18 protein-coding genes and 1 pseudogene are annotated in these 26,008 nt (G+C 50.8%); 17 read left to right on the top strand and 2 right to left on the bottom strand.

The window, feature by feature from the left end; translation table 11 throughout:
• Positions 1–250 precede the first annotated feature (250 nt).
• The 6 genes and pseudogenes from CFLAV_RS23330 (at position 251) to treY (ending at position 12,282) form a co-directional block, all read left to right on the top strand.
• Entirely contained in the window at positions 251–1,561 is a 1,311-nt protein-coding gene (locus tag CFLAV_RS23330; RefSeq protein WP_007417314.1) for a glucose-1-phosphate adenylyltransferase, read from the top strand.
• 159 nt (positions 1,562–1,720) lie between these two features.
• A complete protein-coding gene (treS, locus tag CFLAV_RS23325) occupies positions 1,721–5,113 on the top strand; it encodes a maltose alpha-D-glucosyltransferase (RefSeq protein WP_007417313.1) in 3,393 nt (1,130 codons plus the stop codon).
• Positions 5,085–6,956 carry a malto-oligosyltrehalose trehalohydrolase gene (gene treZ / locus CFLAV_RS23320; RefSeq protein ID WP_007417312.1) on the top strand — a complete coding sequence of 624 codons (1,872 nt, stop codon included), beginning with the start codon at positions 5,085–5,087 and terminating at the stop codon, positions 6,954–6,956. The genes treS and treZ overlap by 29 nt, the downstream gene beginning before the upstream one ends.
• A gap of 4 nt (positions 6,957–6,960) precedes the next feature.
• On the top strand, positions 6,961–9,399 hold the full coding sequence (locus CFLAV_RS23315; protein WP_007417311.1) for a DUF3536 domain-containing protein: 2,439 nt from the start codon (positions 6,961–6,963) through the stop codon (positions 9,397–9,399).
• A pseudogene (locus CFLAV_RS36635) lies at positions 9,396–9,779 on the top strand (alpha-amylase family glycosyl hydrolase); the annotation flags it as partial. The gene CFLAV_RS23315 and the pseudogene CFLAV_RS36635, both read left to right, overlap by 4 nt.
• A 610-nt stretch (positions 9,780–10,389) precedes the next feature.
• Positions 10,390–12,282 carry a malto-oligosyltrehalose synthase gene (gene treY / locus CFLAV_RS33730; protein ID WP_083809106.1) on the top strand — a complete coding sequence of 631 codons (1,893 nt, stop codon included), beginning with the start codon at positions 10,390–10,392 and terminating at the stop codon, positions 12,280–12,282.
• A gap of 89 nt (positions 12,283–12,371) precedes the next feature.
• Here treY and CFLAV_RS23305 read toward each other — a convergent pair whose 3' ends face one another.
• Positions 12,372–13,397 (bottom strand): SDR family oxidoreductase, encoded by a 1,026-nt coding sequence (locus CFLAV_RS23305; protein WP_007417308.1) that lies wholly within the window; start codon positions 13,395–13,397, stop codon positions 12,372–12,374.
• A gap of 218 nt (positions 13,398–13,615) precedes the next feature.
• Between CFLAV_RS23305 and CFLAV_RS23300 the strand changes: the two genes are divergently transcribed.
• The 5 genes from CFLAV_RS23300 (at position 13,616) to cls (ending at position 19,940) form a co-directional block, all read left to right on the top strand.
• A complete protein-coding gene (locus CFLAV_RS23300) occupies positions 13,616–14,683 on the top strand; it encodes a glycosyltransferase family 4 protein (protein ID WP_050785926.1) in 1,068 nt (355 codons plus the stop codon).
• The gene (locus CFLAV_RS32930; RefSeq protein ID WP_007417306.1) at positions 14,673–15,617 is read left to right on the top strand and encodes a glycogen debranching N-terminal domain-containing protein; all 945 of its coding nucleotides are present in this window, start codon (positions 14,673–14,675) and stop codon (positions 15,615–15,617) included. The genes CFLAV_RS23300 and CFLAV_RS32930 overlap by 11 nt, the downstream gene beginning before the upstream one ends.
• Positions 15,553–16,884, top strand: coding sequence for an amylo-alpha-1,6-glucosidase (locus CFLAV_RS32925; protein WP_160164645.1), 1,332 nt, complete (start codon positions 15,553–15,555; stop codon positions 16,882–16,884). Before CFLAV_RS32930 ends, CFLAV_RS32925 begins: the two co-directional genes overlap by 65 nt.
• Positions 16,885–17,057: 173 nt before the next feature.
• The gene (locus CFLAV_RS23290; protein ID WP_007417304.1) at positions 17,058–18,464 is read left to right on the top strand and encodes a sensor histidine kinase; all 1,407 of its coding nucleotides are present in this window, start codon (positions 17,058–17,060) and stop codon (positions 18,462–18,464) included.
• 111 nt (positions 18,465–18,575) lie between these two features.
• Positions 18,576–19,940, top strand: coding sequence for a cardiolipin synthase (cls, locus tag CFLAV_RS23285; RefSeq protein ID WP_007417303.1), 1,365 nt, complete (start codon positions 18,576–18,578; stop codon positions 19,938–19,940).
• Between the two features lie 54 nt (positions 19,941–19,994).
• Here cls and CFLAV_RS23280 read toward each other — a convergent pair whose 3' ends face one another.
• Positions 19,995–21,023: a ThuA domain-containing protein gene (locus tag CFLAV_RS23280; RefSeq protein ID WP_007417302.1), complete on the bottom strand. Its 1,029-nt coding sequence runs from the start codon at positions 21,021–21,023 to the stop codon at positions 19,995–19,997.
• A 220-nt stretch (positions 21,024–21,243) separates the two neighbouring features.
• On the opposite strand from CFLAV_RS23280, the gene CFLAV_RS23275 reads away from it, so the two are divergent.
• Genes CFLAV_RS23275 through CFLAV_RS23250 form a run of 6 tightly spaced genes read left to right on the top strand, consistent with a single transcriptional unit; the run spans position 21,244 to position 25,869 of the window.
• Positions 21,244–21,933: an NUDIX hydrolase gene (locus CFLAV_RS23275; RefSeq protein WP_040549873.1), complete on the top strand. Its 690-nt coding sequence runs from the start codon at positions 21,244–21,246 to the stop codon at positions 21,931–21,933.
• A 15-nt stretch (positions 21,934–21,948) separates the two neighbouring features.
• A complete protein-coding gene (locus CFLAV_RS23270; RefSeq protein ID WP_007417300.1) occupies positions 21,949–22,782 on the top strand; it encodes a TIGR02452 family protein in 834 nt (277 codons plus the stop codon).
• Positions 22,783–22,813: 31 nt separating this feature from the next.
• Positions 22,814–23,761, top strand: a complete 948-nt coding sequence (locus CFLAV_RS23265) for a DUF1152 domain-containing protein (protein ID WP_007417299.1) — start codon at positions 22,814–22,816, stop codon at positions 23,759–23,761.
• A gap of 33 nt (positions 23,762–23,794) precedes the next feature.
• Positions 23,795–24,421, top strand: coding sequence for a bifunctional nicotinamidase/pyrazinamidase (pncA, locus tag CFLAV_RS23260; RefSeq protein WP_007417298.1), 627 nt, complete (start codon positions 23,795–23,797; stop codon positions 24,419–24,421).
• 5 nt (positions 24,422–24,426) lie between these two features.
• Positions 24,427–24,960, top strand: a complete 534-nt coding sequence (locus tag CFLAV_RS23255) for an NUDIX hydrolase (RefSeq protein WP_007417297.1) — start codon at positions 24,427–24,429, stop codon at positions 24,958–24,960.
• A 6-nt stretch (positions 24,961–24,966) separates the two neighbouring features.
• Positions 24,967–25,869 (top strand): metal-dependent hydrolase, encoded by a 903-nt coding sequence (locus CFLAV_RS23250; RefSeq protein WP_007417296.1) that lies wholly within the window; start codon positions 24,967–24,969, stop codon positions 25,867–25,869.
• The last annotated feature ends 139 nt before the right edge of the window (positions 25,870–26,008 follow it).

The raw sequence follows: 26,008 nt of genomic DNA, 5'->3' as shown, positions 1-26,008 counted from the left end.
CCGCCCGTTCACATTCATCTTTGTTGCAAATTGACTGCCTATCGTCAGGGATGTACCCCATATCGTAACCTCTTCCGTTTAATTAGCCTAAAGAAGGAATGGAATTAAGAAATTTAAGTGGGTTTTTCGCCTTCCCACAACTGATTGCAGGCCTGTCCCATGTTGAACGAATCGAGAGAGAAGGCATCGCTTCTCCAGGGATCAAAGGGAAAAACGCCCACGGGGCATAATAAACAGGGGAGAAGTTTTTATGGCACAGAGTCAATGGCCGACACCTTTCACAACCAATAATGTTTTGTCTGTAATTCTGGGCGGAGGTCGAGGCACGCGTTTGTTCCCCCTCACAAAGGACCGTTCCAAACCCGCAGTGCCGCTCGGTGGCAAATACCGGCTCGTCGATATCCCGATCTCAAACTGCATTAACTCCGGCATGCCGAGGATTTTCCTGCTCACACAGTTCAATTCCGCCTCGCTTCACCGTCATATTTCCCAATCTTACAAATTCGATGTGTTTTCCGCGGGGTTCGTAGAAATCCTGGCGGCGGAACAGACACTTACCGATACTTCCTGGTACCAAGGCACAGCGGATGCGGTGCGCAAGAATTTCATCCATCTCTCCAACCTGCATTTTGATTACCTGCTGATTCTCAGTGGTGATCAGCTATATCGGATGGATTATCGGACCATTGTCGCGCAACACATTGCGAGCAAAGCCGATGTCACGGTATCGACAATTCCTGTCACACGCGACCAGGTACCGGGATTCGGAATTATGCGAATGGATCCGGATTTTCGAATCACCGAGTTCGTTGAAAAACCAAAAGACCCCGCAGTTCAGGACAAATTTCGACTGGGACAGGAGTGGTACGAGAAGCTGGACATTCATGGAAATCAGGAATTGTTTCTGGCTTCAATGGGAATTTACGTATTCAGTCGTAAAGCATTGTTTGACCTCGTTGAGGAGTCGCTGCATGACTTTGGCAAGGATGTTATTCCGCAAGCCATTCGCACACACCGCGTTTGTGCCTATGTATTCCAAGGGGCCTGGGAAGATATTGGAACGATTCGGGCTTTTTTTGACTCCAACCTTGATCTCACAACCCTGCAGCCGAGATTTAATATTTTTGACATGACCGCCCCGATTTTTACCAGGCCAAGGTTTCTGCCAGCGGCAAAGATTAACGGCGGCATAATTGAGCAATCGCTGATCTCGGAAGGTTGCATCATCACGCGCGCCAAAATCACACAGAGTGTTCTAGGTTTACGCAGTATCATTGGAGAGTCAGCCCAATTGGATCGAACCATTGTTATGGGCAGCGATTACTATGAGACAGGGAACTCGATTAAGCAGCATGAAGCGGAAGGCAAGCCCCGGATTGGTATTGGCAGGAATACCCGGATCGATAATGCCATAATTGATAAGAATGCCCGCATAGGTGACAACTGCACCATTTCCCCTGTTGGCAAGGCGAAGGAACTCGATCACCCCCTCTATTTCATTCGTGATGGAATTGTAATCATTCCAAAGAATGGGTTAGTCCCTCATGGGACAACCATTTAGCTATCCTTTTAGAATCTACTGAACTTCATATGAGAGCCCGAATACACGCTTCAAGCCCTTGAACGTTAGACTCAGCAGTGGAAATTTAAAAGTGGCCTCCTTCCCATGGGTATCCTGGGAGGCTTGTCTCCCATACCGGCCAATTAACAGATTTTAAAGATGGCAAGAAGTAAAAAACAGCTGATTCTGCTCGATAAAGACCCACTTTGGTACAAAAATGCAATTATCTATGAACTGCATGTCAGGGCATTTTTCGATAGTAACGGCGACGGCATAGGAGACTTTCGTGGCCTGACACAAAAACTGGATTACCTTCAGGACTTGGGGGTAACGGCACTCTGGCTGTTGCCATTTTATCCCAGCCCGCTCAAGGATGATGGTTACGATACAGCAGATTATTATTCCATAAACCCGATATATGGAACCCTGGCTGATTTCAAAACTTTCATAAGAGAAGCCCATCAAAGAGGCCTGCGTGTCATTACCGAACTTGTATTGAACCATACATCCGACCAACACCGCTGGTTCCAACGAGCCCGGCGTGCCAAGACCGGTTCGCCAGAACGCGACTTTTATGTATGGAGCGACACGCCTGAAAAGTACAAAAATGTCCGCATCATCTTCAACGATTTTGAGCCTTCCAACTGGACGTGGGATCATGTGGCCCAGGCATACTATTGGCACCGGTTCTATTCTCATCAGCCGGATCTGAATTACGACAATCCCCGGCTGCATAAGGAAATAATCAACGTCCTGGACTTTTGGCTCGACCTGGGTGTTGACGGATTTCGCCTGGATGCAGTTCCTTATCTCTACGAACGTGAAGGAACTTCCTGTGACAATCTCCCGGAAACCCACGAGTATCTCAAAACCCTGCGAAAGCACCTTGATGACAAATATGGCGATCGGATGTTGCTTGCGGAAGCCAACAACTGGCCCGAAATCGCCGTAACCTACTTTGGCGCCGGTAAAGGGGACGAATGCCAGATGGCCTTTCATTTTCCGCTTATGCCCCGTCTTTTCATGGCCGTCCGCATGGAAGATCGAATTCCCATCGTTGACATCATGGAACAAACCCCTCCCATTCCCGAAACCAGTCAGTGGGCGTTGTTCCTGCGCAACCATGATGAGCTGACGCTGGAAATGGTGACCGATGAGGAGCGGGACTATATGTACCGCGTTTACGCCAACGAAGCCAAGGCGCGGATCAATCTCGGAATCCGCCGCCGATTGGCTCCTCTATTGGGAAATGATCGTAAAAAAATTGAGCTTCTCAACCTGCTGCTTTTGTCAATGCCGGGAACCCCGGTGGTTTATTACGGCGATGAGATTGGGATGGGCGATAATATTTTCCTCGGAGATCGTAATGGTGTGCGGACACCCATGCACTGGAGTTCGGACAAGAATGCCGGCTTCTCGCGCGCGTCACCTCAAGCCCTGTATTTCCCCATCATCCTCGACCCGGAATATCATTACGAATCCGTAAACGTGGAGGCCCAACAACGCAATCCTCATTCCCTGCTCTGGTGGATGAAACAGGTCCTGACCCTGCGCAAACGTTGGCATGCGTTTGGTCAAGGGTCGCTTGAATTTTTAAAACCCAATAACCGGAAAGTTTTGGCTTTCATCAGGCGACACGAACAGGAGCGCATCTTGGTGGTTGCCAATCTCTCCCGCTTTACTCAGCCAGTTGAATTGGATTTGTCGGCTTTTAAAGATGCCATTCCCCTGGAACTTTTCGGTCGCACCGAATTTCCTCAGATCACTGAAAAACCTTATTTTCTAACTCTGGGGCCGCACATGGCTTATTGGTTCTCCCTGGAACCCCGGCCAGTCGGGGAGGCGAAACATCTGCCGGTCGCCACTCCTGTTCTTACCACGCTCACCGTGTCGGATGCATGGGAGGAGGTTTTTACCGGACGCGCTCGCCGTGAACTGGAGAATTGCCTGCCCGGCTATCTGAAGCTCCGCCCCTGGTTTAACGGTCTGGGAAGGGAGATACGTTCCGTGCGTATCAAGGAAACCATTCCATTCAACTTTGATTCTGAAAAAGGAATGATCTGTATTGTCGGGGTGGACTATGTTCAAGCGGACCCGGAGCAATATCTGATTCCTCTCGCCTTTGCCTCCGGGAAGAAGGCTGAACAGGTCGGAACCGATTATCCCCACTTGGAGGTTGCGCGCTTGCGCCTGACCGGACGTGAGATCGAAGGCATACTGTATGATTCAGTCTGCAACAAAGCCTTTGGCAGCACGCTGCTGGAAGCCATTGCCAAGCGGCGGACGTTTCGCGGGAATGAAGGTGAATTGACAGTCACTCAAACCTTTGCGCTGCGAACAAATCGTGACGGCTCTCCGCTGCCCAAAGATGCCATGCTTGACAAGGCTGAACACAGGAACACTTCAATTCAGGTTGGAGAAAAGTTTCTGATCAAATTATTTCGCAAGATTGAGGCTGGAGTGAATCCGGATTTGGAGGTTGGCTTGTTCCTGACCGAGAAGAGGTTTTCCCATAGCCCGCCGGTAGCCGGATTATTGGAATATCAAGGAAACACCGGCACCTCCTCCAGCATTGGCATCGCTACAGTGTTCGTGCCCGGCAGCAGGCTGGCCTGGGATCTGACCCTGGATTCTCTGGGCAGATTTTTCGAACGAGTCCGGACCCTGCCCGAGCAATCTCAGTTGTCTCCTGCTGTTGATGGCACGGCAGTATCTCTGGTCGATAAAGAAATCCCGAATGGAATCCTGGAAATTCTCGGTGCTTTTTCCGAATCTGTCCGACTTCTGGGACAACGCACTGGCGAGCTCCATCTCGCTCTGGCTTCGGATTTGGAAAACAAGGATTTTGTTCCTGAACCATTCACACCTTACTACCAACGCGCCCTTTACCAATCCATGCGCAATAGGACCGTTCATTGCGTACGGTATCTCCGAGGGCAGATCAGTCATTTGGCGGGAGCAGAAGCACAGTTATTGGAAAAAGTTGTTAATTCCGAGAGTGATATCTTGAAGCGTCTTCGGGCGATTTATGAAACACGCATCACCGGGATGCGCATTCGTTGCCACGGCAATTTCCACCTCCGGCAAGTACTCGATACAGGCAAGGATTTCATGGTAATCGACTTTGAAGGCGAACCGGCACACACGTTGGGCGAACGCCGGATTAAACGCTCCCCGATGTACGACGTAGCGGTGATGATTCGTTCCTTGTATTACGCAATGCATTCTGCGGTCTTGAAGCAGGTTGAGCTGGGGACCTTCCATCCCGAAGACGTGGCGCGTTTGGAACCTTGGATGCGTTTCTGGCATTTCTGGATGAGCGTGATTTTTTTGAAGTCTTATTTGCAGGTGGTTGGCAGGACTGATCTCCTGCCTCAATCCAGGGAGGAGCTTGCTGTTCTGCTGCAGGCGCACTTGCTTGAAAGGGCGGTATTTGAAACTGCCTATGAACAATACCATCGCCCTGATTGGATAAAAATTCCCATGCAGGGCCTTCTTGAGTTGCTGGCAGCGGACAATAACAATGAATCAAAGAAATCAACCAATCCTTGAAGCGAGCAGGCTTCAACTGGGTGCCACCTATCTCGGTGAAGGGCGTTGCTCCTTCGAGGTTTGGGCACCCAATGCCAAAATAGTGGAGTTACACCAGGTCAGTCCAAACGATCGCATCCTGCCCCTGCGCTCCGAACGGGGTTATCACCGAGCAACCTTCGAGAAGGTTGCACCGGGAGCACGATACTTCCTGCGGCTTGATAATACAATTGAACGACCGGATCCGGTTTCAAGGTTTCAACCCGAAGGAGTCCACGGTCCTTCAGAAGTTATTGATTCATATTTTGAATGGACCGATTCAGACTGGTTTGGGCTGCCTTTGCGGGACTACATTATTTACGAACTCCACGTTGGCACCTTCACTCAGGAAGGAACATTTGCAGCGATTATTCCCTATCTTCCAGAGCTAAAGGAACTGGGCATTACAGCGATAGAATTGATGCCCGTAGCCCAATTTCCGGGCGATAGAAATTGGGGTTACGATGGCGTGGACTTGTTTGCGGTCCAGAACTCCTATGGTGGACCTAATGAACTCAAACGTCTGGTCAACGCATGCCATCAGGTTGGTCTCGCAGTCATACTGGATGTTGTTTACAATCATCTGGGTCCTGAGGGGAACTACCTGCGTGACTTTGGAAACTACTTCTCGGAGGATTACCACACCTTTTGGGGGCCAGCTCTCAATTTCGATGGTCCCGATAGTGATGAAGTCCGACGATTCTTTCTGGAAAATGCTCTCCATTGGCAAACGGACTTCCACATGGATGCCTTGCGTCTCGATGCAATCCATGCGATCCGAGATGCCTCGGCTTTTCCATTCTTGCAGGAACTCTCGCAAATCACTCAACGAAGATCCGAGATGCTAAATCGAAGGTTTCACTTGATCGGCGAAAGTGACCTTAACAACCCAAGGGTCATTTTACCCGGGAACCTCGGCGGGTATGGTTTGGATGCACAATGGAGCGACGACTTCCATCATTGCCTTCATGTGCTGCTCACTGGAGAGAAGAATGGTTATTACGCGGATTTCTGTGGGATTAAGCGCCTGGAAAAATTCTTCCGCGAAGGTTACACCTACACCGGAGAGTATTCATTGACGCGCCGTCGTCGTCACGGTCTTCCGCCAAAACTGAACCAGGCAAAACAATTCGTGGTTTTTTCTCAGAACCACGATCAAATCGGAAACCGGATGCTCGGGGATCGGTTAGCCAACCTCTGTTCCTTCGAAGATCTCAAATTAGCTGCTGGTTGCGTCTTGCTCTCTCCCTTTATCCCGCTCCTGTTCATGGGCGAGGAATATGGCGAACGCGCCCCTTTCCAATATTTTATCAGTCATACGGATCGCGGCCTGGTTGAGGCGGTACAAAAAGGCCGTCGCGAGGAATTTGCAAACTTTGTCTGGGAAGGTGAGGTGCCCGACCCGCAGGCTGAATCCACCTTCAATGCCTGCAAGTTAAATCACCGTTTGCGCACGCACGAAAGTCATCAAAATCTTTACGACCTCTACCGGGAGTTAATCGAGATTCGAAAATCGGTTCCCGCCATCACCAACGCTGAAAAGGACTCCTTGGAGGCTCAGGCGAGCGAGTCACAAAACGTGTTGTTTGTCCGGTACTACACACCTGATGATGAAATCTGTCTCCTCTTTTGTTTTGCACAGGAACTCACGACCTGCACCTGGGAAATACCAATTGGTGGCTGGCAAAACATTCTCGACTCCGCGATGGAACGTTGGAATGGCAAGGGCAGCAAAGTCCCCCATGAAATTCGCTCCAATGGAAGGCTCACCATTACTTTAAGTCCAAAATCCTTCGTCGTGCTACGACGAATCAAGCAGACGTAATAACATGGAAAAATTCATTTGCATCCACGGCCATTTTTATCAGCCCCCCCGGGAAAACCCATGGCTTGAAGAAGTCGAGTTTCAGGACTCAGCGTCTCCATACCATGATTGGAATGAACGGATTACTGCTGAATGCTATGCGCCCAATACCTGTGCCCGGATGCTCGATGGCGAAGGTCGCATCCAGAAGATCGTCAACAATTATTCAAAAATCAGTTTCAACTTTGGTCCCACCCTGCTCGCCTGGATGAAGGAGAAGGAACCGGATGTCCACGACGCCATCGTGGCAGCGGATCAACTGAGCCAGCAGAATTTTTCCGGCCACGGCTCCGCACTGGCGCAGGTTTACAATCACATGATCCTGCCACTGGGAAATCGCCGTGATAAATACACCCAAGTACTATGGGGTATTGAAGATTTTCAACATCGTTTTGGAAGGAAGCCCGAAGGAATGTGGCTGGCGGAAACTGCTGCGGACACGGAAACGCTCGAGGTCCTGGCGGAACAGGGAATAAAATTTACCATCCTCTCCCCATATCAGGCCAGTAGGGCCAGGGAAATTGGTGCTCGTAATTGGCGGGACGTAGACGGAGCGCGGATTGACCCAACGCGTGCCTATTTAATCAAACTCCCCTCCCGGCGAAGCATTTCGGTATTTTTTTACGACGGCCCCATCTCCCAGGGGGTCGCTTTCGAGCGCCTGTTGACGAGCGGAGAGAAGTTCGCAACTCGATTGCTGGGGGCTTTCTCAGACCGCGCGAATCGTGATCAACTGGTCAACATCGCCACGGACGGAGAAACCTATGGCCATCATCATAAGCATGGCGAAATGGCATTGGCTTATGCGTTACAATTCATCGAGAACAACAAATTTGCACGTCTTACCAACTACGCTGAATTTCTAGAGACACATCCTCCCACGCATGAGGTGCAAATCCATGAGAAAAGTGCCTGGAGTTGTTCTCACGGCGTAGGCCGCTGGATGGCCGATTGTGGGTGCAACTCGGGAGGTCGCGCGGGATGGAACCAGGGCTGGCGTGCCCCTCTGCGCGAAGCTCTGGACTGGCTGCGAGATCAAATCACCCCTCTATTTGAAGCGAAGGGCGCAGAGTTGCTGAAGAATCCATGGGGTGCACGCGATGCCTATGTGCAGGTCATTCTGGACCGACATCACGCAAATGTGGATAAATTCCTAACTGAGCAGGCAAATCATGAACTCAATGAAACGGAGAAAGTCCAGGTTCTCAAGCTCATGGAACTTCAGCGGCATGCGATGCTGATGTACACCAGTTGCGGCTGGTTTTTCGATGAAATATCAGGAATCGAAACGGTCCAGGTGATCCAATATGCAGCGCAGGTCATCCAATTGGCTCAGGAAGTATTTCATGAGGATCTCGAGCCCACATTTACCGGGTTGCTCGCCAAGGCTAAGAGCAACATTCCTGATCACCAGGATGGCGCCTGCATCTACACAAAATTCGTGAAGCCGGCCATGATTGAATGGAACAAAGTCGTGGCACATTATGCGGTTAGTTCCATTTTTCGCCCCTACTCCGCAAACCCGAAAATCTTCATGCGCAGTTTTGAACAGGAACACCGTGAAGATTTCTCCGTTGGCAAGGCAAAACTGGCGATAGGCAGAACTAAAGTGACCCATGAGGTGACGCATGAAAGCGCCCATCTGAGCTACGCGGTTATTTACCTGGGCGAACACAACCTCGCCGGCGGGGTCCAACCGGCTCAGGCGCAGGAAGATTATGAGCTGCTGAAGAAGGAGCTCGAGGAGGCGTTCCAGCGGGCCGATTTTCCAGAGGTCATCCGTCGCATTGATCATCATTTCCACGGATCAAATTATTCCCTGAAATCCCTTTTCAAAGACGAACAGAAAAAGGTGCTTTATCAAATTCTCTCTTCCACGCGGGAGGACCTCGAAAACAGGTATCGTTTAATTACGGAAAGATATGCGCCGCTGATGCATTTCTTGACCGACCTGCGGGCCGATCTGCCACTCGCCTTGCAGACTGCCGCAGATTTTATTCTACAAATAGACATAACCCGGGGTTTCTCGGCCGAGGACGTCGATCTGGAGAAACTTCGAAAGTTGTGCGCTGAAGGCAAGGCCAGGGACGTCAATGTTTTTGATGAAGATCTTTGTTACACAATAAAAAACCGCCTCGAAAACATGATGCGGGATTTTGCCGCCAACCCCGAGAACATGTCGCTTCTGCGGACCATGGAAGGGCTTACGGACATTGTTCGAACAGCGCCCTTGGACTTGAATCTGTGGCGTGTGCAGAACTTGTATTACGAAATGTTGCAACTCGCGGTGCCAAAATTTCGCGCGGCAGCCACGCAAGGCGATGTGATTTCCAAGGATTGGATGAACCTCTTTTTATCGTTGGGAGATCACCTGGCATTTGAAGTCAACCCTTTGGAAGCATGAGCAAATCACCGGGCTTGAGAAATACCAGACAACAAGGCCGCCGCACTCCATGCACAACCTATCGGCTTCAGTTCAATGCGGGCTTCACCTTTAAAGATGCCACAAAATTACTCCCTTATTTGAAGGAATTGGGCATCACCGATTGCTATGCATCACCGCTTTTTAAGGCCACTCCTGAAAGCAAGCATGGTTATGACGTTTGTGATTTTCAGGTACTTAATCCCAACCTGGGCACCGAGGATGATTTCAATGAGTTTACCAGCAGGCTGCGCGAGCTTGGAATGGGACTTGTCCTTGACCTCGTGCCCAACCACATGGGCATGAATCTCTCCAACCGTTGGCTCTTTGATGTCCTGGAAAACGGACAGCAGTCGCCGTTTGCCAGCTATTTCGACATTGATTGGCAGCCTCTAAAATCCGACCTGCACGACAAAATCATTTTGCCCATTTTGGGAGATCATTATGCAAGCGTACTTGAGAAAGGGGAGCTGCAACTGGTTTGGGACGATGACACTCTAAAGATAGCGTACTTTGATAAAATGTTTCCCGTTTCGCCCGCATCGTCCACCCCCATCCTTGAAAATGTAATGAATGAATTGGGTGCAGGCAGCCAGGCGATCTCCTCACAAATCAAGGCCATAATCTCTGATGCAGAGGATTCAAATTCCAATAAACTCCGGCTATCATCGTGGAAATTGGCACTTCGACAACTCCACAATGAATCACACTCCCTACAGCAGGCTATTCAAACAGTTTTAGGGAGGATCAATGGGAATGTGGATTCGCCTCAAACTTTTAATGTTTTGCATGATCTACTGCAAAAGCAGCATTACCGTCTTGCCTATTGGAAGGTCGGACCTCAGGAGATTAATTATCGCCGTTTCTTCGACGTGAACGAATTGATCTCAGTTCGAATGGAATCAGCCGACGTTTTCGCAGCGGCTCATGAACTCGTAATCCGCTGGCTGGCAGAAAGGGAAAGTAACAGGTTTGCGGGTAGATCATCCGGACGGCCTTTGGAATCCGGAACAGTATCTCGCCCGGCTGCAAAATACATTCCGCAAAAACCGATACAAGACCGATTCCGCCTCTCTCCCTCTTTATGTAGTGGCAGAAAAAATACTCACGAAAGACGAGCTTCTTCCCGAGGGTTGGCCGGTGGATGGGACCACCGGTTATGACTTTTTAAACCGGGTTAACGGAATCTTCATCGATTCCACCAATGCAGATGCGTTCGCTGACATTTATCAAACCTTTACTCACTGCGCCGGGGAGTTTTCAGAACTGGTTCACTCCTGCAAAAAGAGAATTCTCGATGAATTCATGGCAAGCGAGCTAACCGCCTTGACGCATCGGTTGAAGAGTGCCGCCCTGAGTTCCCGTTACGGGCAGGATTTTACTTTCAAGCTATTGCATGAGGCATTGGGAGAGATCATTGCCGCGTATCCGGTTTATCGCTCCTATGCAACCGAGACGTCAATAAAACCGACCGCGATCGAAGCAAGACACACCGAGGAAGCGATAAGCGCTGCGAAACAGCGCAACTCAAAAACGGATCAGGCAGCATTTGATTTTATCAGGAGTTTGCTGCTGCTGCAGCTGCCGGCGGATCTGGACGAAGCGGGGCGGCGACATTGCCGGGAATTTGTGCTGAAGTTTCAGCAACTCACCGGTCCGGTTATGGCAAAGGGGCTCGAAGATACCGTCTTCTACATCTACAATCGATTCGTATCATTAAATGAAGTGGGTGGCAGTCCTGAAGAGTTCGGAACCTCCCTCGCACAATTCCACCAACACAACCTTAGGATGGCCGGGCGCTGGCCTCACAGCATGCTCGCCACATCAACACACGATACCAAGCGAGGGGAGGATGTTCGCGCACGGCTCAACGTCATTTCCGAAATGCCGATTGAATGGAGAGCGGCTGTGGAACGATGGACTTCTTCAAACAGCAAATACAAAACCGAAGTCGCAGGAGCGCCCGCTCCGTACAAAAATGACGAATACCTCCTCTATCAGACACTGCTTGGAGCGTGGCCCTTTGACGCGGACCGTTCAGGCATGTTCGATGATTTCAAGAAACGTTTGCTTGCTTACATGTTCAAGGCGATTCGTGAAGCAAAGACCAACACTACCTGGAATGATCCCAACCAGGCCTACGAGGAAGCTGTAAAAACTTTCATTGTAGAAATTCTCGACCTTAATACTCCCTTCATGACGGATTTTCGGGAGTTTCAGAGCAAGGTCGCCTACTTTGGAATCTTTAACTCTCTCTCGCAAACCGTCCTCAAGCTAACCGCACCCGGAGTTCCCGACACCTATCAAGGAGCAGAGTTGTGGGATTTCAGCATGGTTGATCCTGACAATCGCCGCCCGGTCGGCTTCAGTCTGCGACAGGAAATGCTTATCAATTTACGGAACGCATCGGGGAAAGGCGGTTCCACCCATGGCTCGCAATTTGAAAAGCTTCTTGGCGAAACCCATACGGGAGCCGTCAAAATGTTCACTGTTCACCGGGCACTGGAGTTCAGGCGGCAACATCGAGTTCATTTTGAAAAAGGGGATTACGTCGCACTGAGTGCGGCAGGGAAAATGAAGAACCATGTCTGTGCCTTCGCACGCTGTCATGGGAGCAAAACCACCATTACTATCGTCCCACGGCTGGTGGTATCGCTCACCAATGGTCGACAAATGGCGCCAACTGGTAAAGAAGTGTGGGCAGATACCTGGCTTGCCCTGCCCTTCTCCAAAGCGGGAGATAAGTTTTGCAATGCGTTCACGCATGAGACGCATACGGTGCAATCGCAAAACAATGAGCCGGGAATATTCTTGAGCGATGCTTTGGCATATTTCCCTGTGGCCCTGCTTGAGAAAGTAGATTGAAGAAAGGCCTGAGAGCTTCGAGAAAACTCTCCTGGATTTAAGTTCTTCCGATTGTATTGGAGTGCTGATCGTCGTTCAAACGCACCTGATCAGGCGGTCGCTTTCGTTAGCCGATCCCGCACCTCCGCTATTGAGGAATGCTTTTGCTTACGGTATTTGTAAAATGCAAAGCCGGCACCCGCAAGAAATACTGCCGCCGCCGCAGTAATTATATTCCTGGCCTTGTGATCAGTGTCCAGCCAACCTCCATGTACAGAATTATATTCCGGCATCGGCGCGAACAGGTTGCCTTGCGAATGAGCGACAGGTTTGTCCAGGAAATGCTTCCTCTCAACTTTTGCAGCCACGAGGCGCTCCGAAAGCTCCGTTGAAAATTTGCGGAGCAAAACCAGGTGCCTGGCGGAACGTCCCACAAGCACTTCCCGCTTTGGATTTACGATACAACCAAGAATGGCTTCCGCAACCTGTTCCGGCTTGTAGACCGGAGGAAGTGCTTCTACAAAACGTCCGGTAAAATTGGCGGCATGTTGAAATATTGGTGTGTCCATGGTTGCTGGCAGCACAGTGCAAACATGTATATGCGGATCATTTTGCAACTCCATTCGTAAACTTTCCGAAAACCCGTTGATGGCAAACTTGCTGGTTGCATAGGCTGTAACGTATGGTGCGCCGGACTTTCCAAACGCGGAAGAAATGTTAATAAGAACTCCCCGTCCCTGTTTTCGAAAATGAGGCAGGGCCGCCCTGGCACCATGAACGCATCCAAACAGATTCGTCTCGATCACCCGCCGAAAGGCATCTGGTGGAGACTCCTCGAATTTGGAGTATAAAGCCACACCTGCATTGTTCACCCAGACATTGATTCTCCCATAAGTTTCAATTGCCTGATGTGCCAGCGCTTGCACCTGACTTTCATCGGTTACATCTGCCGTGACAACCAAAGCCCGCCCTCCCATCCGCTCACATTCCTCCGCAACTTCGCGCAAGGCCTTTTCCTGCCTGGAGGCCAGCACCACGGTTCCGTGTTTCCTTGCAATTGCGAGGGCGGTTGCTCTGCCGATGCCGCTGGAGGCTCCGGTTATAAGGATGATGGAATCTGAAATGTTTTCGGACATATGCTCCTTATGAAATGATTTATCCTTGCTGGTGAGCTAAAAACCGATGCCATGATTTGTAAATTAAGATTAAGGCGTCTTTAAAATATGCGCACTGGGGGAACCTACCCAAAACGACGGCGGCGACTTTCCTCTGCCAAACAGGCGTGATATAGTTCTGTGTTGAAAACAACACAATGTGATCAAAGGAAGGCGGGATTTAGACCATGCGTATTGCAATGATTTCAACCCCGTTTCTGGCGGTTCCTCCCAAGGGCTATGGCGGAACGGAACTGGTCATATTTGAATTGGTGGAGGGGCTCGTGGATCAAGGACATGAGGTGACCCTCTTCGCCACAGGTGATTCCAACACCAGAGCTGCTCTTTGTTATCTCTATAAGAAATCCAAGTGGCCGCCGCATCCGATTGTTGATTTGAACCATGTCACCTGGTCGTTTTCCCAAATCAATTCCGGCAAGTTCGATGCCATTCATACCCATTCACCCTCGGCTTTGGCCATGAACCGCCTGGTTCCGGAGCTCCCAATGATCTATACCATTCACCATGAACAGGAGCAGGAGCTTTCGGAATATTATTTGAATTTCCCGGAGGTTCATTACGTGACGATTTCACAGAACCAAAAGAGTTTGGAAACCCCTCTTCCACATTGTGATGTGATTCATCACGGACTGGATCCTTCCCGTTTTGAATGCGTTGATGTACCCAGGGATTATGTCTGCTTTATTGGGCGCTTCTCCAAGGATAAAGGACCACACACGGCAATCGACGCCGCGGGTAAAGCCCATCTCACAATTCATGTGGCAGGTGAAGTGCATCCTGACAGCGCGGAATTCGCTGGAAAGCTGCTCAAACCCAGACTCAACCTGCCGCACGTAAAATGCATCGGATGTGTCGGAACCAGTCAAAAGGTACCCCTGCTGCGCGATGCGAGAGCATTGCTCGCTCCATTGGAATGGGAGGAACCGTTCGGCCTGGTCCTGATCGAAGCCATGCTTTCGGGATGTCCGGTTGTAGCCTATCCTCGCGGAAGCGCGCCCGAATTGGTGGAAGCAGGTGTTACCGGCTACCTTGTCGCTTCGGTTGAGGAGATGGCTGAAACCATCAAAAAGGGTGGATTGCTGGACTCATTTGACAGGCGACGCTGCCGTGAACGCGCCACGGAACGATTCAGCCGGACGCGCCTGGTCACTAATTACTCCGCTCTATATGAACGGGTGATTTCAGCTCGCGCCAGACAACCTTGCGCTCAAAGAGCGAATCTATCCTTATTGTCGTATGAGCGTTGAATTCGCTGAAGCCCCGCTGATTCCCATTGGCATGGAAGAGGCTGTAGGGCATCGCGCGCTTGAATGTGCCGCTCAAACTTCCACTGAGAATACGGTGGTGTTAAAACATGACCGCTATTTTCTTATCACCGACCACCACGGTAATATCATCGCTCCATGTCAGCAATCTCCTCTGGGGCTCTATTACGAGGATACCCGCGTTCTCAGCCATTATGAATTGAAATTGCGAGGTGGGACACCAGCACTCCTCTCGGTTCAGGTGTCCCATGGCTATAGGGGACAGTTTGATCTCGCCATTACCGACGCTGAGTTCGGAGGAAATAGTTGGGATCCAAAAAACTGCATCCATATCCAACGTGAATTATTGATCTCAGAATCAATGATTGAGCGGATCACCCTATCTAACTATCTGCCCAGGGCAATTGACTACTGGATGGAATTGTCCCTTGCTGCTGACTTTTCGGATATCTTTGAAGTCAGAGGATGGAAACGGGAACGCATTGGACAATTTTACGCTCCTCAGATCAATCATTCTTCCATCCGCTTTCCCTACTGTGGAAGCGACAACAGCCTGATGATGAGCGCGATTAAATTTCATGAACCTCCCACTGAGTTGCATGCCAAAGGAGCTCGTTGGAAACTGGCCCTGCCACCCAAGGGCAACTTCCAGATCGAATGGGAAATCCAGGCTGGCAGGGAAAACAATGATCAACATGTCTGGACCGGATATGGCGTGGAGGAATTGCATACGAGCATGGATGAGCAGTATGCTAAATGGTCTGCCGCCTGCACCCATTTTCATACCAACCAGAACGAGTTTGAATGCATTCTGAATCGGGCCACCGACGATCTGCGTGCACTTTATGTTCATGATGATAAAGAAAAGATTGTTTCCGCAGGCATTCCCATGGTACTCAGCACCATTTGGACGTGACGCCTGCATCACTTCGATTCAAACACTCTCACTGAATCCGCAAATCGGTGTTGATACCCTTAGGTTCCTCGCGCGGTACCAGGGCAGGCGCGAAGATTCCTTCACGGAAGAACAACCGGGAAAGATCATGCACGAACTGAGGCGTGGCGAACTGGCCCGAAGCGGCGAGATTCCCCACGTTCCTTATTATGGGACGATTGATGCAACGCCACTGTGGTTGATACTTCTGCACGAAACCTGGCAGTGGACTGGAGATCTCCACCTGGTCCGTGAGCTGATGCCGAATGCTGAGCGAGCACTGGAATGGATGGACCGTTATGGCGACATGGATGGGGATGGTCTGATCGAATACAGCGGCACCTCCAGAAAAGGTTTGAACAATCAAGGTTGGAAAGACTCCGGCGATGGCGTGCCCTTTCCCGATGCCACGCTGCCACAGCCTCCCATCGCCCTGGTGGAAGTCCAGGGTTATGCCTACGATGCCCTAAGGCGGACTGCTGAACTCTATTCCGCGCTCGGAAACGAGCCGCTCTTCAGAGGCCTCAAGAAGAAAGCTGAGGATCTACGTGAGAAGATCATTCAAGCTTTTTGGATTGAAAACCTTGGCATGTTTGCTCTTGCCCTCGACGGCAAAAAGCAAATTGTGCCAACTATTACATCAAATGCCGGTCATCTGCTTTGGAGCGGGGTACCGGATGCGGAGCAGGCGGGAAAGGTCGTCAAACACCTGCTCAGTCCTGATATGTTCTCCGGCTGGGGTATTCGCACCCTAAGTTCCTCCCACCGTGTATATAATCCCATGAGTTATCATAATGGTTCAGTTTGGCCACATGATAACTCAATAATTATAGCAGGCCTGACGCGGTATGGGTTTTCCCATGCGGCAGTGCCCGTGGTTCGCGGAATGTATGATGCTGCAATCCATGGCGAATCACAACGCCTGCCCGAGTTATTCTGTGGGATGTCTCGGACTCAGGCCACGCATCCTGTTTGGTATCCGGTCAGCTGCTCTCCCCAGGCATGGGCCTCAGGTGCAATGTTTCTGTTCATGCAAACCATGCTCGGGATCAAAGCCGAGGCACCGGCAAATGTTTTGCACGTACGGAATCCTGTGCTTCCCGACTTTCTGGATGAACTTACCATATCAAACCTCTCCGTGGGACATTCCAAAATATCTCTCCATTTCAAAAGGCATGGAGACCGTACCTTATCGAACCTGCTATCTGTTTCAGGCGACCCGATTCAGATTCGGATTGAACTAACCTGATACCTCGGCCTGCCTCATGACTTGATTGTGGGTCACAACGAGTCGAGCTGATTTCGTTAAAAGCCTTTCATTGCGCTTTTGTCCTGTGTTCATATACTCGGGTTGGATGAAAATTACTCAGTGCACCACAGCCGCAAATCAGACTGTGGTCCCTGAATTGAACGAAGTTATCTGTGAGTTCCCCTTTTAATAAGTTTGTAGCTGGTAGTTTCACACTGGCACTGGTCATTTTCGCATCCATTGGCGTCGTAACCTTCCGCACGACCAATAACCTGATTCATACAACTGAGCGGGTTGCACATACGCGGGAAGTACTGGAAACATTGGGCTCGCTCCTCTCTGAACTGGACGAAGCAGAAGTGGGCGAGCGTGGTTATGTAATTACGGGAAACCAGGAGCTTCTGGAGCCTTATCATTCCGCTCTGCGCCAGATCAAACACGAAGCCAGTCGACTTCGGACGCTGACTCAAGATAATCTTCAACAACAAGGGAGGATGGACAAAATGGATCCTCTCATTAATTCAAAGCTCACCAACATCGAACAGATCATCAAAATTCGATCGTCGCAGGGATTTGAACTGGCAGCGGCTGCTGTTGCCGCTGAAGAAGGTAGGCAGGTGATGGATAAAATCCGGTCTCTGGTTACTGAAATGAAATCAGAAGAGGCACACCTCTTGAAAGGCCGCACTGAAATATCCCACACGGATGCCACTACTGCACTCGAGTTCTCACGTGCGGGTACGATCACAGGTTTTGTCCTGCTTCTGTTATCTTTTTACTTTTTGCGTTATGAAATAAAACGAAGGGAATTGGCCAGGCAGGAAGTTACAAACCTTAATGAATATCTCAAGAGTCGCACGGCCAAACTCGAATCCGCGAACGAGGAACTTGAAGCTTTTTCGTATAGCGTGTCTCATGATCTGAGAGCTCCGATTCGCCACATTAGCGGCTTTGTCGATCTTCTCAGCAAACAGGCGTCGGTCTCCCAGGATGCAAAGAATGCGCGCTACCTTAAGTTCATCAATAATGCAGTGCACCACATGGGTGCCTTGGTTGATGACCTGTTGTCCTACTCCAATATGTCAGGTGCGGAATTGCGCATTGAAACAGTGGATCTAGGCCGCTCGCTCAGGGAGGTAAAGGACAGTCTGTCCGATTCTTACGCCAAACGCTCCATCGTCTGGTGCATTGATGAAAACTTTCCAACGGTCCAGGCTGATTCTTCCATGATCCGTCTGGTTTTTGTAAAACTTTTGTCAAATGCCATCAAATATACTCGTCCGCGTTCAGAAGCACACATCACGATTCAGTATTCCTCCACCCGGTCGGAACACCTTATCGAAATAAAGGACAATGGCGTCGGCTTTGACATGCAATATGTAAACAAGCTTTTCGGTGTATTTCAAAAGCTCCATCATCCGGACGAATTTGAAGGCACAGGGATCGGCCTTGCCACAGTTAAGCGGATCATTTCACGACATGGTGGACGGACTTGGGCAGAAGGCACTCTGGATAAGGGTGCAATGTTTTCATTCTCGATTCCAAAAGATCAAATTTCAAAAGCCGCAGGAAGTGAGTAGATTCCTGCATGACGGTCATTGGGTGTGGCCACCCTTCCGCTCGTCAGAAAGCAAAACTTGGTTAACTGGAGTTTAATTTATTTATTAAGCGAATGGACCATCCGATTGGTAATGCTGGTCTATGTTCCACAACGACGGAGCGCCGCCGCATCCAGAACCTGGTTGCTTCTTATTTTCCTGCTCCCCTGGCCCGGCTTGGTCGCCTATCTACTCTTTGGCAGAATTTATCTCCCGAAAAACAGGCTTGAGCGCCAGGAGCGAGCCTCCCGCTTCATTCGAGAGGCACAGTCTCAGATGGGCGTGCGCACGCTGGCAACCCCCATGCTCCCACCGAATCTCGAACCGATCGTGAATCTCGCAAGCCGCCTGGGCGACTTCGAGCCGTTCGGAGGCAATAAAATTGAATTGCTCACGGAATATGCACCCGGCATTCAAAGACTCATCGATGACATTGATCAGGCCAGGAATCATGTCCACTTGCTTTATTATATATACGGAAATGATGAGTGGGGACAACTCGTCGCGAAGGCTCTTGCTCGTGCAGTAAAGCGCGGGGTGAAATGCCGGGTCCTCCTTGATGCGGTTGGTTCCAAACATGCCATTACTCATCTCGCTCCACGCATGCGACTCGAGGGTATCGAAGTGCAAGCCATGCTTCCGTTTCACTTATTCCGCCGTAATAGCGCCCGCTTTGACCTTCGCAATCACCGTAAAATCGCGGTGATCGATGGCAGGATAGGCTACACCGGCTCGCAAAACATCGTTCTTCCCAATTTCGTAAAAGGCTTTCCGAATGAAGAGTTGATGGCCCGGATAATTGGTCCCGTAGTGATTCAATTGCAAGCCGTCTTTCTGGCAGACCAATATTTTGAAACGGGCACCAGGCTCGAGCACCCCGATATCTTTCCAGATCATTCTCCTGCTGAAGGCGCAATTGCACAAGTAGTTCCCAGCGGCCCAGGTTACAAGCACGAGAACGGCCAGGAACTCATGATCGCCATGCTCTACGCAGCCCGCCAGCGCGTGGTCATAACCACTCCTTACTTCGTGCCAGACGAACCCTTTCTGCAGGCCATCCGATCGACTGTTCTTCGTGGAGTGGATGTGCATCTCGTTCTATCCAAGCATGCCAACCAATTGATCACACAACTTGCCCAGCGCTCCTACTATGATGAACTTCTGGAAGCGGGTGTAAAAATCCATCTCTACAAGCCCCGCTTTCTCCACGCCAAGCACTTCACTATCGATGATGAAATTGTGCTCATTGGCTCAACCAACATCGATATCCGATCATTTGCACTGAATGCAGAAGTTAACATCCTTTTCTATGGCGCCGAAATCGTGAATGAAATCCGCGCCATTCAGGAGGGTTACATTGCAAACAGTGAACCGGTCAATCTGGAACAATGGCGTGAACGCCCGCTGATCATTCGCACCATTCAGAGCATTGCCAGACTGGCGGATTCCTTTTTATGACCGGTCTGTATAGCAGCTGAATTAGATATCCCAGCCGCAATTCCTGATTATGAATCACGGTTTAGGCAAATCGTTCTTAAGCTCTAGGGAGGCTGGTTTCACATCCTTCTTAAACTCACCAAAGCCATACATGGTTGGCTGATAATCTCCCACCAAACTCACTTCAGCCTTCGTCGGCACCTCCATGCCCAATCCCCAAAACACCGCGTTCACCAGCAGGCGCCTTAATCCTTCATTCTGCAAATCAGTTGCTGCGCCCATCGTGGTGCAGAGAATCTTGTTCGTCTTCCCTGCTTCATTCTTGTGAAGCCTCGTCCAAACCACTGGCTGCATTGGTTCATTCTTTTTGCCCTGAACCGGCCCATCCGTTGGGTTCATGCCGGTCAACACCTGTCCGCGTACCAGTATCCTCGCATCTGCGGGTGGGTTCGCAGTGTAAACATCCGTAGTTCCAAAAATATCCGAAACTCCGCGTAAGATCACGTCCTCCTTGACTGAGTCCTCGATAATTCCACGGGTCGCTTCCTTTTTATGTGCCCCATGATGCGCCACCCAGGTCTCGCCCAAAACCTGCTTTCCAAATCCGCCCGGCCAAGCCGAACCGTTCCAGGTATATTTCGCGTAGGGGCTCGTCGAATCCTTGTCGTAAGAAAATGCGTGGGTGCTCGTCCGTAGTGCAATAATAGGCTTGCCCGCCAAATACGCATCCACGAAATGCTTCATTTGTGCGTCAGGCCATTGGCGAAACCGCAACAGCATCACAACCGCATCTGCGGAATCCAATGCCTCAGCTCCCGGCAGGCTCTTTGTATTCGTCGGATCAATCGTTCCGTCCTTCGGGTTGATCGCAAATAACACTGTGCATTTAAATCCCTCGCGAACCGCAAGGATTTTAGCCAACTGCGGCAATCCCTCTTCGGAACGGTATTCCTCGTCTCCACTCAGAAACACAATGTGTTTCCCAACTCCCGGCCCCGACTTCCCTTCATAAACCACGAAGTCAGCTGCTCCAGCCACAAGACCTGATTGCAAAAGAACTGCCAACAAAGCCCAGAGATAACTTTTTATTACAGTCGTTTTCATAATTCTCGGTGAACAATCCATTAATTACATCAGGACGCTCTGATTGTCAGTTTTAATCACTCTCCTTCTTATCTGGATGCGATATTTCGCTTCAAACAGAGCCCTTTTCGCTGCCCTGGCTGGAACTTTCCATCCTCCATTCCAAACCAGCTTTGAACATTTCCCTTGCCTTAGTGTTTATATTACACTATCATTCTTCAACGAATTTGGATTAAATGCTATGCCATTCACCTACGAATATCCTCGAGCGGCCCTCACGGTCGATTGCGTTGTCTTCGGCTTCGACGAAGGCGAACTCAAGGTCATGCTCATTCAACGCGACCTTCCGCCCTTCGAAGGCAAATGGGCTCTCCCCGGCGGATTCGTCCGTGTGGATGAAACCCTCGACGAAGCCGCCCGCCGTGAATTGGAAGAAGAAACGGGCATCGGCAAGGTTTACCTCGAACAGCTTTACACCTTTGGCGATCTCCAACGCGATCCCCGCGAACGTGTTGTAAGCGTCGCCTATTACGCCCTCGTCAAACTGGGCGAATACCGCATCAAGGCGACTACCGACGCCCGCAACGCCGCCTGGTTTGGTGTCTCGGATATTCCGAAACTCGCTTTCGACCACGATAAAATCCTTGCCGCCGCCCTGCAGCGACTCCAGGGAAAGGTTCGCTATCAGCCCATCGGTTTTGAATTGTTGCCGCCCAAATTCACCTTATCTCAACTGCAACACCTCTATGAAACTGTGCTCGAGCAAAAACTCGATAAACGCAACTTTCGCAAAAAAATCCAGGGCATGGGCCTGCTCGTCGAACTGGATGAAATCGAACAAGACGTCGCCCACCGCGCGGCCCGTCTCCATCGCTTCGATCAAAAGCGTTACGACCAATTGAAGAAGCGCGGATTTAATTTTGAACTATAAAAAGTAATTTTTGTTATGAGCCGCACAATCAGAAGCACTATCGCTCAGCAAACCGTCTCCATCCTCGAAGCCGGTCACTACACCGCTCCGAGTGGCAGAAAGGTCGAGCTCGCCGACGCCATCAAACACGCCCTCGCGGGCACCACACTCCATGAAAACGAGGTCTCGGCAACCGTTTCCATTTCCCCTGCCCTCGCGCAAACCAAAATCGAAGTCACTCCTGAAACGACCTTCGAAGCCAGTGCCCGTCTCGCTGCCCAACCGGACGGTCCAATCGCCTGCCTCAATTTTGCCTCAGCAAAAAACCCCGGTGGCGGCTTCCTCACCGGCGCCCAGGCGCAGGAGGAATGCCTGGCCCGCTCCTCGGCTCTTTATCACTGTCTCCTGTCACAACCCGCTTATTACGAACGCAACCGGGCCAACCGTTCGACGCTTTATCTCGACCTGCTGATTTATTCGCCGGATGTTCCATTTTTCCGCGACGACGCCGGACAGCTTCTGGAGAAGCCTGTCTTTGCGTCGGTTATCACAGCACCAGCCCCCAATCGTGGAGCCCTTGCCGACAATGAGCCCCAAAGCCTGCCCCTCGTCGAACCAACTCTTGCCCGACGTGCCGCCATGGTTCTCTCAGTCGCTGCCGGCAAACGCGTGAAACGCCTCATCCTTGGAGCATGGGGTTGTGGAGTTTTCCGCAACGATCCGCGCATGGTGGCGCAATGTTTTGCTGCTTATCTTGACAAAGGTGGTAAGTTCGCCGGCTGCTTCGACGAAGTAGTGTTCGCGATTTATGACAAATCTGAAAATCGCGCCACTTATTCTGCGTTTGCAGAGGTCTTCGCGAATCGCTGACCACATTGAATAACTTGAACTGTTGGCAATAATGAAACTCGCCTTTTTCAACGAGATCGAGAAAGCCCAAAACGTTTTAATCGTTGGGGCTGGCGGAGGCTTTGATATTTTCTCCGGCCTTCCACTTTATTTCGCACTGCGGAAAGCGGGTAAAACGGTTCATTTGGCCAATCTGTCTTTCTCCAGGATCGATTTTTGTGAGGGCGAACGTCCGATCCCGTCTCTGCTTAAGGTGACCCCTGGAACCTCCGGTCCTGCGAGTTACTTCCCTGAAGTCTACCTCTCGCAGTGGCTTTCTAATCGGTTCGGCGAAACACCAATCTATGCCATCAGCCAGGCAGGTGCCCGCCCGGTTCAAGAAGCTTACAACTGGCTTGTTCAGACGCTTCGTCCCGATACGTTGATTTTGACAGACGGGGGCACAGACAGCCTGATGCGTGGCGACGAAGCCAGCTTGGGCACCCCTGAGGAAGACATGGCTAGCCTGTCGGCAGCGCACTGCGTCGAGGGTCCCGAACGCAAGCTGCTTGTATGCCTCGGCTTTGGCATCGATTTTTTTCACGGCATTTGTCATGCTCACTTTTTGGAAAATGTTGCGGCACTCATAGCCGAAGGTGGGTATCTTGGAACATGGAGTGTCACCCGCGAAATGGAGGAGTTCGGGTTATATGAGGAAGCGTGCGAGTTCGTTTCCGCCCGCATGCCGCGCCAACCCAGCATCGTAAACAGCAGCATCATTTCCGCCATCAATGGAAATTTTGGAGATTTTCATTCGACGAAGCGCACCGCGGGATCGACGCTGTTTATCAATCCTCTCATGGGTCTTTATTGGAGTTTTCGATTGGAAAACGTGGCCCGGCGCAACCTTTATCTCAATGATATCAGGGATACCGTCGCCTACCATGAACTGTCATTGGCCATCGAGAAGTTCCGCGCCATGCAGCAAAAAACCAGACTTTGGACGGACATACCATGTTGAGTCTGACTCAACTTACGAATTTAAAAAATAATTATGAAAGCACTTATTCTAGTCGACTTACAAAATGATTTCCTCCCCGGCGGCGCTCTGGCTGTCCCCCATGGGGACACAGTTCTCCCCTTGGCGAACAAACTCCAAAGCTCGTTCAAGCTCATTCTGGCCACGCAGGACTGGCACCCAATCAATCACAGCAGCTTTGCCGTTAATCATCCGGGCAGAACACCAGGTGAAACTGTGGTACTTAAAAAGCGTCAGCAAAAACTCTGGCCTGTGCATTGCGTTCAAAACACCCGCGGCGCTGAAATCACCACCGGGCTCATGATGAACAAGGTCAATAAGGTTTTCAAAAAGGGCGTCGATGTGGAAATTGACAGCCATAGCGGCTTTTTCGACAACGACCATCAACGTTCCACCGGCCTCGGTGAATATCTCAAAGAGAAAAAGGTCAAGGAAGTCTACATCCTCGGCCTGGCAACCGATTACTGCGTCAAAGCCACTGCCCTCGACGCCGTCGCCCTCGGCTTCAAAACTCACCTCATCGAAGACGCCTGCCGTGGAGTCAACGAAACTGATTCCAAAAGCGCCATCGAAGAAATGCGCAAAGCCGGTGTCGAGATCACCAAAACCAGCGTCGTGCTCAATCCACCAAAGAAAAAATAGATCTTATGGATGATGCAAAAAGGGAACTTCTGTACGAAGGCAAACACGTCCGGCTCTTCCGCATCGGCCATTGGGAATTCGCCGACCGCGTTAAAGGCAGTGGTGCCGTTGTTATTGTCGCCATCACTCCGGAAGGCAACCTGCTCCTCACCGAACAATTCCGGTTGCCAGTCAATGCCAATGTCATCGAACTGCCTGCGGGCATCGCCGGTGATTTAGCCGGACACGAACAGGAAGCACTTGCCACTGCCGCCCATCGCGAGTTGCTCGAGGAAACGGGCTACGAAGCCAAAAACATGACCTTCCTCACCACCGGCCCACCCTCCGCAGGTCTTGCCACCGAAATCGTCACCTTCATGCTCGCCACCCATCTCCGTTGCGTTAACTCCGGCGGCGGCGATGAACATGAAAACATTACCGTTCACCAGGTTCCATTGAAAGACGTCCCAGCCTGGCTCAATCAAAAAGCCGCTCAAGGTCTCATGATAGATCCCAAAGTTTACGCCGGCCTTTATTTCGCCCACCAACCAACGATGTAATGTTCTATGGACATCCTCACCCATGCGGCCATCGGCTTTATCGCAGCAAGTCCCTTTGCTGCGAATAGCCCGGAGCTGGCGGGTGGAATCGTCCTTGGTTCTGTGCTGCCGGACCTGGATACATTCAGTCGTGTTTTCGGCAAGCGCGCCTTCCTTAAGTGGCATCAAACGTGGACTCATTCCATGCCCCTCGCACTCGGACTGAGTGCAATCCTGGCAGTTTGCTCTGCTTCCGTCGGTTGGAACGGAGTGCAACTAGGGATGGGCATATTCGTTGGCATGCTCGGCCACATTCTCCTGGACTACAGCAACACCCTGGGCATCGCGTTATTGAAGCCATTTTCCCACCGACGCTTCTGCCTCGAATGGGTCTTTTTCATTGATGCCACTGTCCTCATTGTCACCTTGCTCACAACAGCCGTCATCCTATGGAACTGGAATCAAGGACAGCTCGAGAACTACCGTGCCTCATTGGCTTGTGGCATCTTCCTCATTGTTTATTGGCTGGTCAAAGGCGCCTTGAGAAATCGTGCCGGTCGCCTTGCGCCTGCTGGAACAATTTCTCTGTTACCCTCCGCGTTCATTCCATGGAAGTTTCTGGGAGCGAAAATTGAAGGAGTCCAAGCATCGTTATTCCATTTGAACGCGTTCACGGGTGCGACTCAGCCGAAGCCCTCTGTTCCCATTCACGATGCCACCTTCAAGTCTATGCTGGCTCAATTGCCTGAATTTAAGATGATGCAGGAACTGTCCCCTGCTTACCACGTGGTGGACGTGGCCACCGAAGGCACAGGTAAACGCCTGCTCTGCCGCGATCTTCGCACTCGTAACTTCAGCACTTCTTTTGGCGATCTCACCGTCTGGCTCAACGACACAAACCAAATCACGAAGGTTCACTTCCATGTCTAGCACCGCCACTCAACCAAAGGTCCGCACGTTTGGCTTTCGTTTCTCAGCAACCGATGCGGGAATAATTTTGGTTTTTATTGCTGTGACGTCTCTCTTGAAGTTGGCTGGCAGTCCACATGCATGGATTCTTCCGATTGTC

Source organism: Pedosphaera parvula Ellin514, assembly GCF_000172555.1.
Lineage (GTDB): Bacteria > Verrucomicrobiota > Verrucomicrobiia > Limisphaerales > Pedosphaeraceae > Pedosphaera.
This window is presented reverse-complemented; position numbering and strand designations above follow the sequence as displayed.

Coding starts and splice junctions, on each gene's coding strand:
- CFLAV_RS23250 (WP_007417296.1), top strand. CDS start 24,967: ATGGACATCCTCACCCATGCGGCCATCGGCTTTATCGCAGCAAGTCCC.
- CFLAV_RS23315 (WP_007417311.1), top strand. CDS start 6,961: ATGGAAAAATTCATTTGCATCCACGGCCATTTTTATCAGCCCCCCCGG.
- treZ (WP_007417312.1), top strand. CDS start 5,085: ATGAATCAAAGAAATCAACCAATCCTTGAAGCGAGCAGGCTTCAACTG.
- CFLAV_RS23270 (WP_007417300.1), top strand. CDS start 21,949: ATGAGCCGCACAATCAGAAGCACTATCGCTCAGCAAACCGTCTCCATC.
- CFLAV_RS23265 (WP_007417299.1), top strand. CDS start 22,814: ATGAAACTCGCCTTTTTCAACGAGATCGAGAAAGCCCAAAACGTTTTA.
- CFLAV_RS23305 (WP_007417308.1), bottom strand. CDS start 13,397: ATGTCCGAAAACATTTCAGATTCCATCATCCTTATAACCGGAGCCTCC.
- CFLAV_RS23330 (WP_007417314.1), top strand. CDS start 251: ATGGCACAGAGTCAATGGCCGACACCTTTCACAACCAATAATGTTTTG.
- CFLAV_RS23255 (WP_007417297.1), top strand. CDS start 24,427: ATGGATGATGCAAAAAGGGAACTTCTGTACGAAGGCAAACACGTCCGG.
- CFLAV_RS32925 (WP_160164645.1), top strand. CDS start 15,553: ATGATGATAAAGAAAAGATTGTTTCCGCAGGCATTCCCATGGTACTCA.
- CFLAV_RS23280 (WP_007417302.1), bottom strand. CDS start 21,023: ATGAAAACGACTGTAATAAAAAGTTATCTCTGGGCTTTGTTGGCAGTT.
- treS (WP_007417313.1), top strand. CDS start 1,721: ATGGCAAGAAGTAAAAAACAGCTGATTCTGCTCGATAAAGACCCACTT.
- cls (WP_007417303.1), top strand. CDS start 18,576: ATGCTGGTCTATGTTCCACAACGACGGAGCGCCGCCGCATCCAGAACC.
- CFLAV_RS23300 (WP_050785926.1), top strand. CDS start 13,616: ATGATTTCAACCCCGTTTCTGGCGGTTCCTCCCAAGGGCTATGGCGGA.
- CFLAV_RS23275 (WP_040549873.1), top strand. CDS start 21,244: ATGCCATTCACCTACGAATATCCTCGAGCGGCCCTCACGGTCGATTGC.
- pncA (WP_007417298.1), top strand. CDS start 23,795: ATGAAAGCACTTATTCTAGTCGACTTACAAAATGATTTCCTCCCCGGC.
- CFLAV_RS32930 (WP_007417306.1), top strand. CDS start 14,673: ATGAGCGTTGAATTCGCTGAAGCCCCGCTGATTCCCATTGGCATGGAA.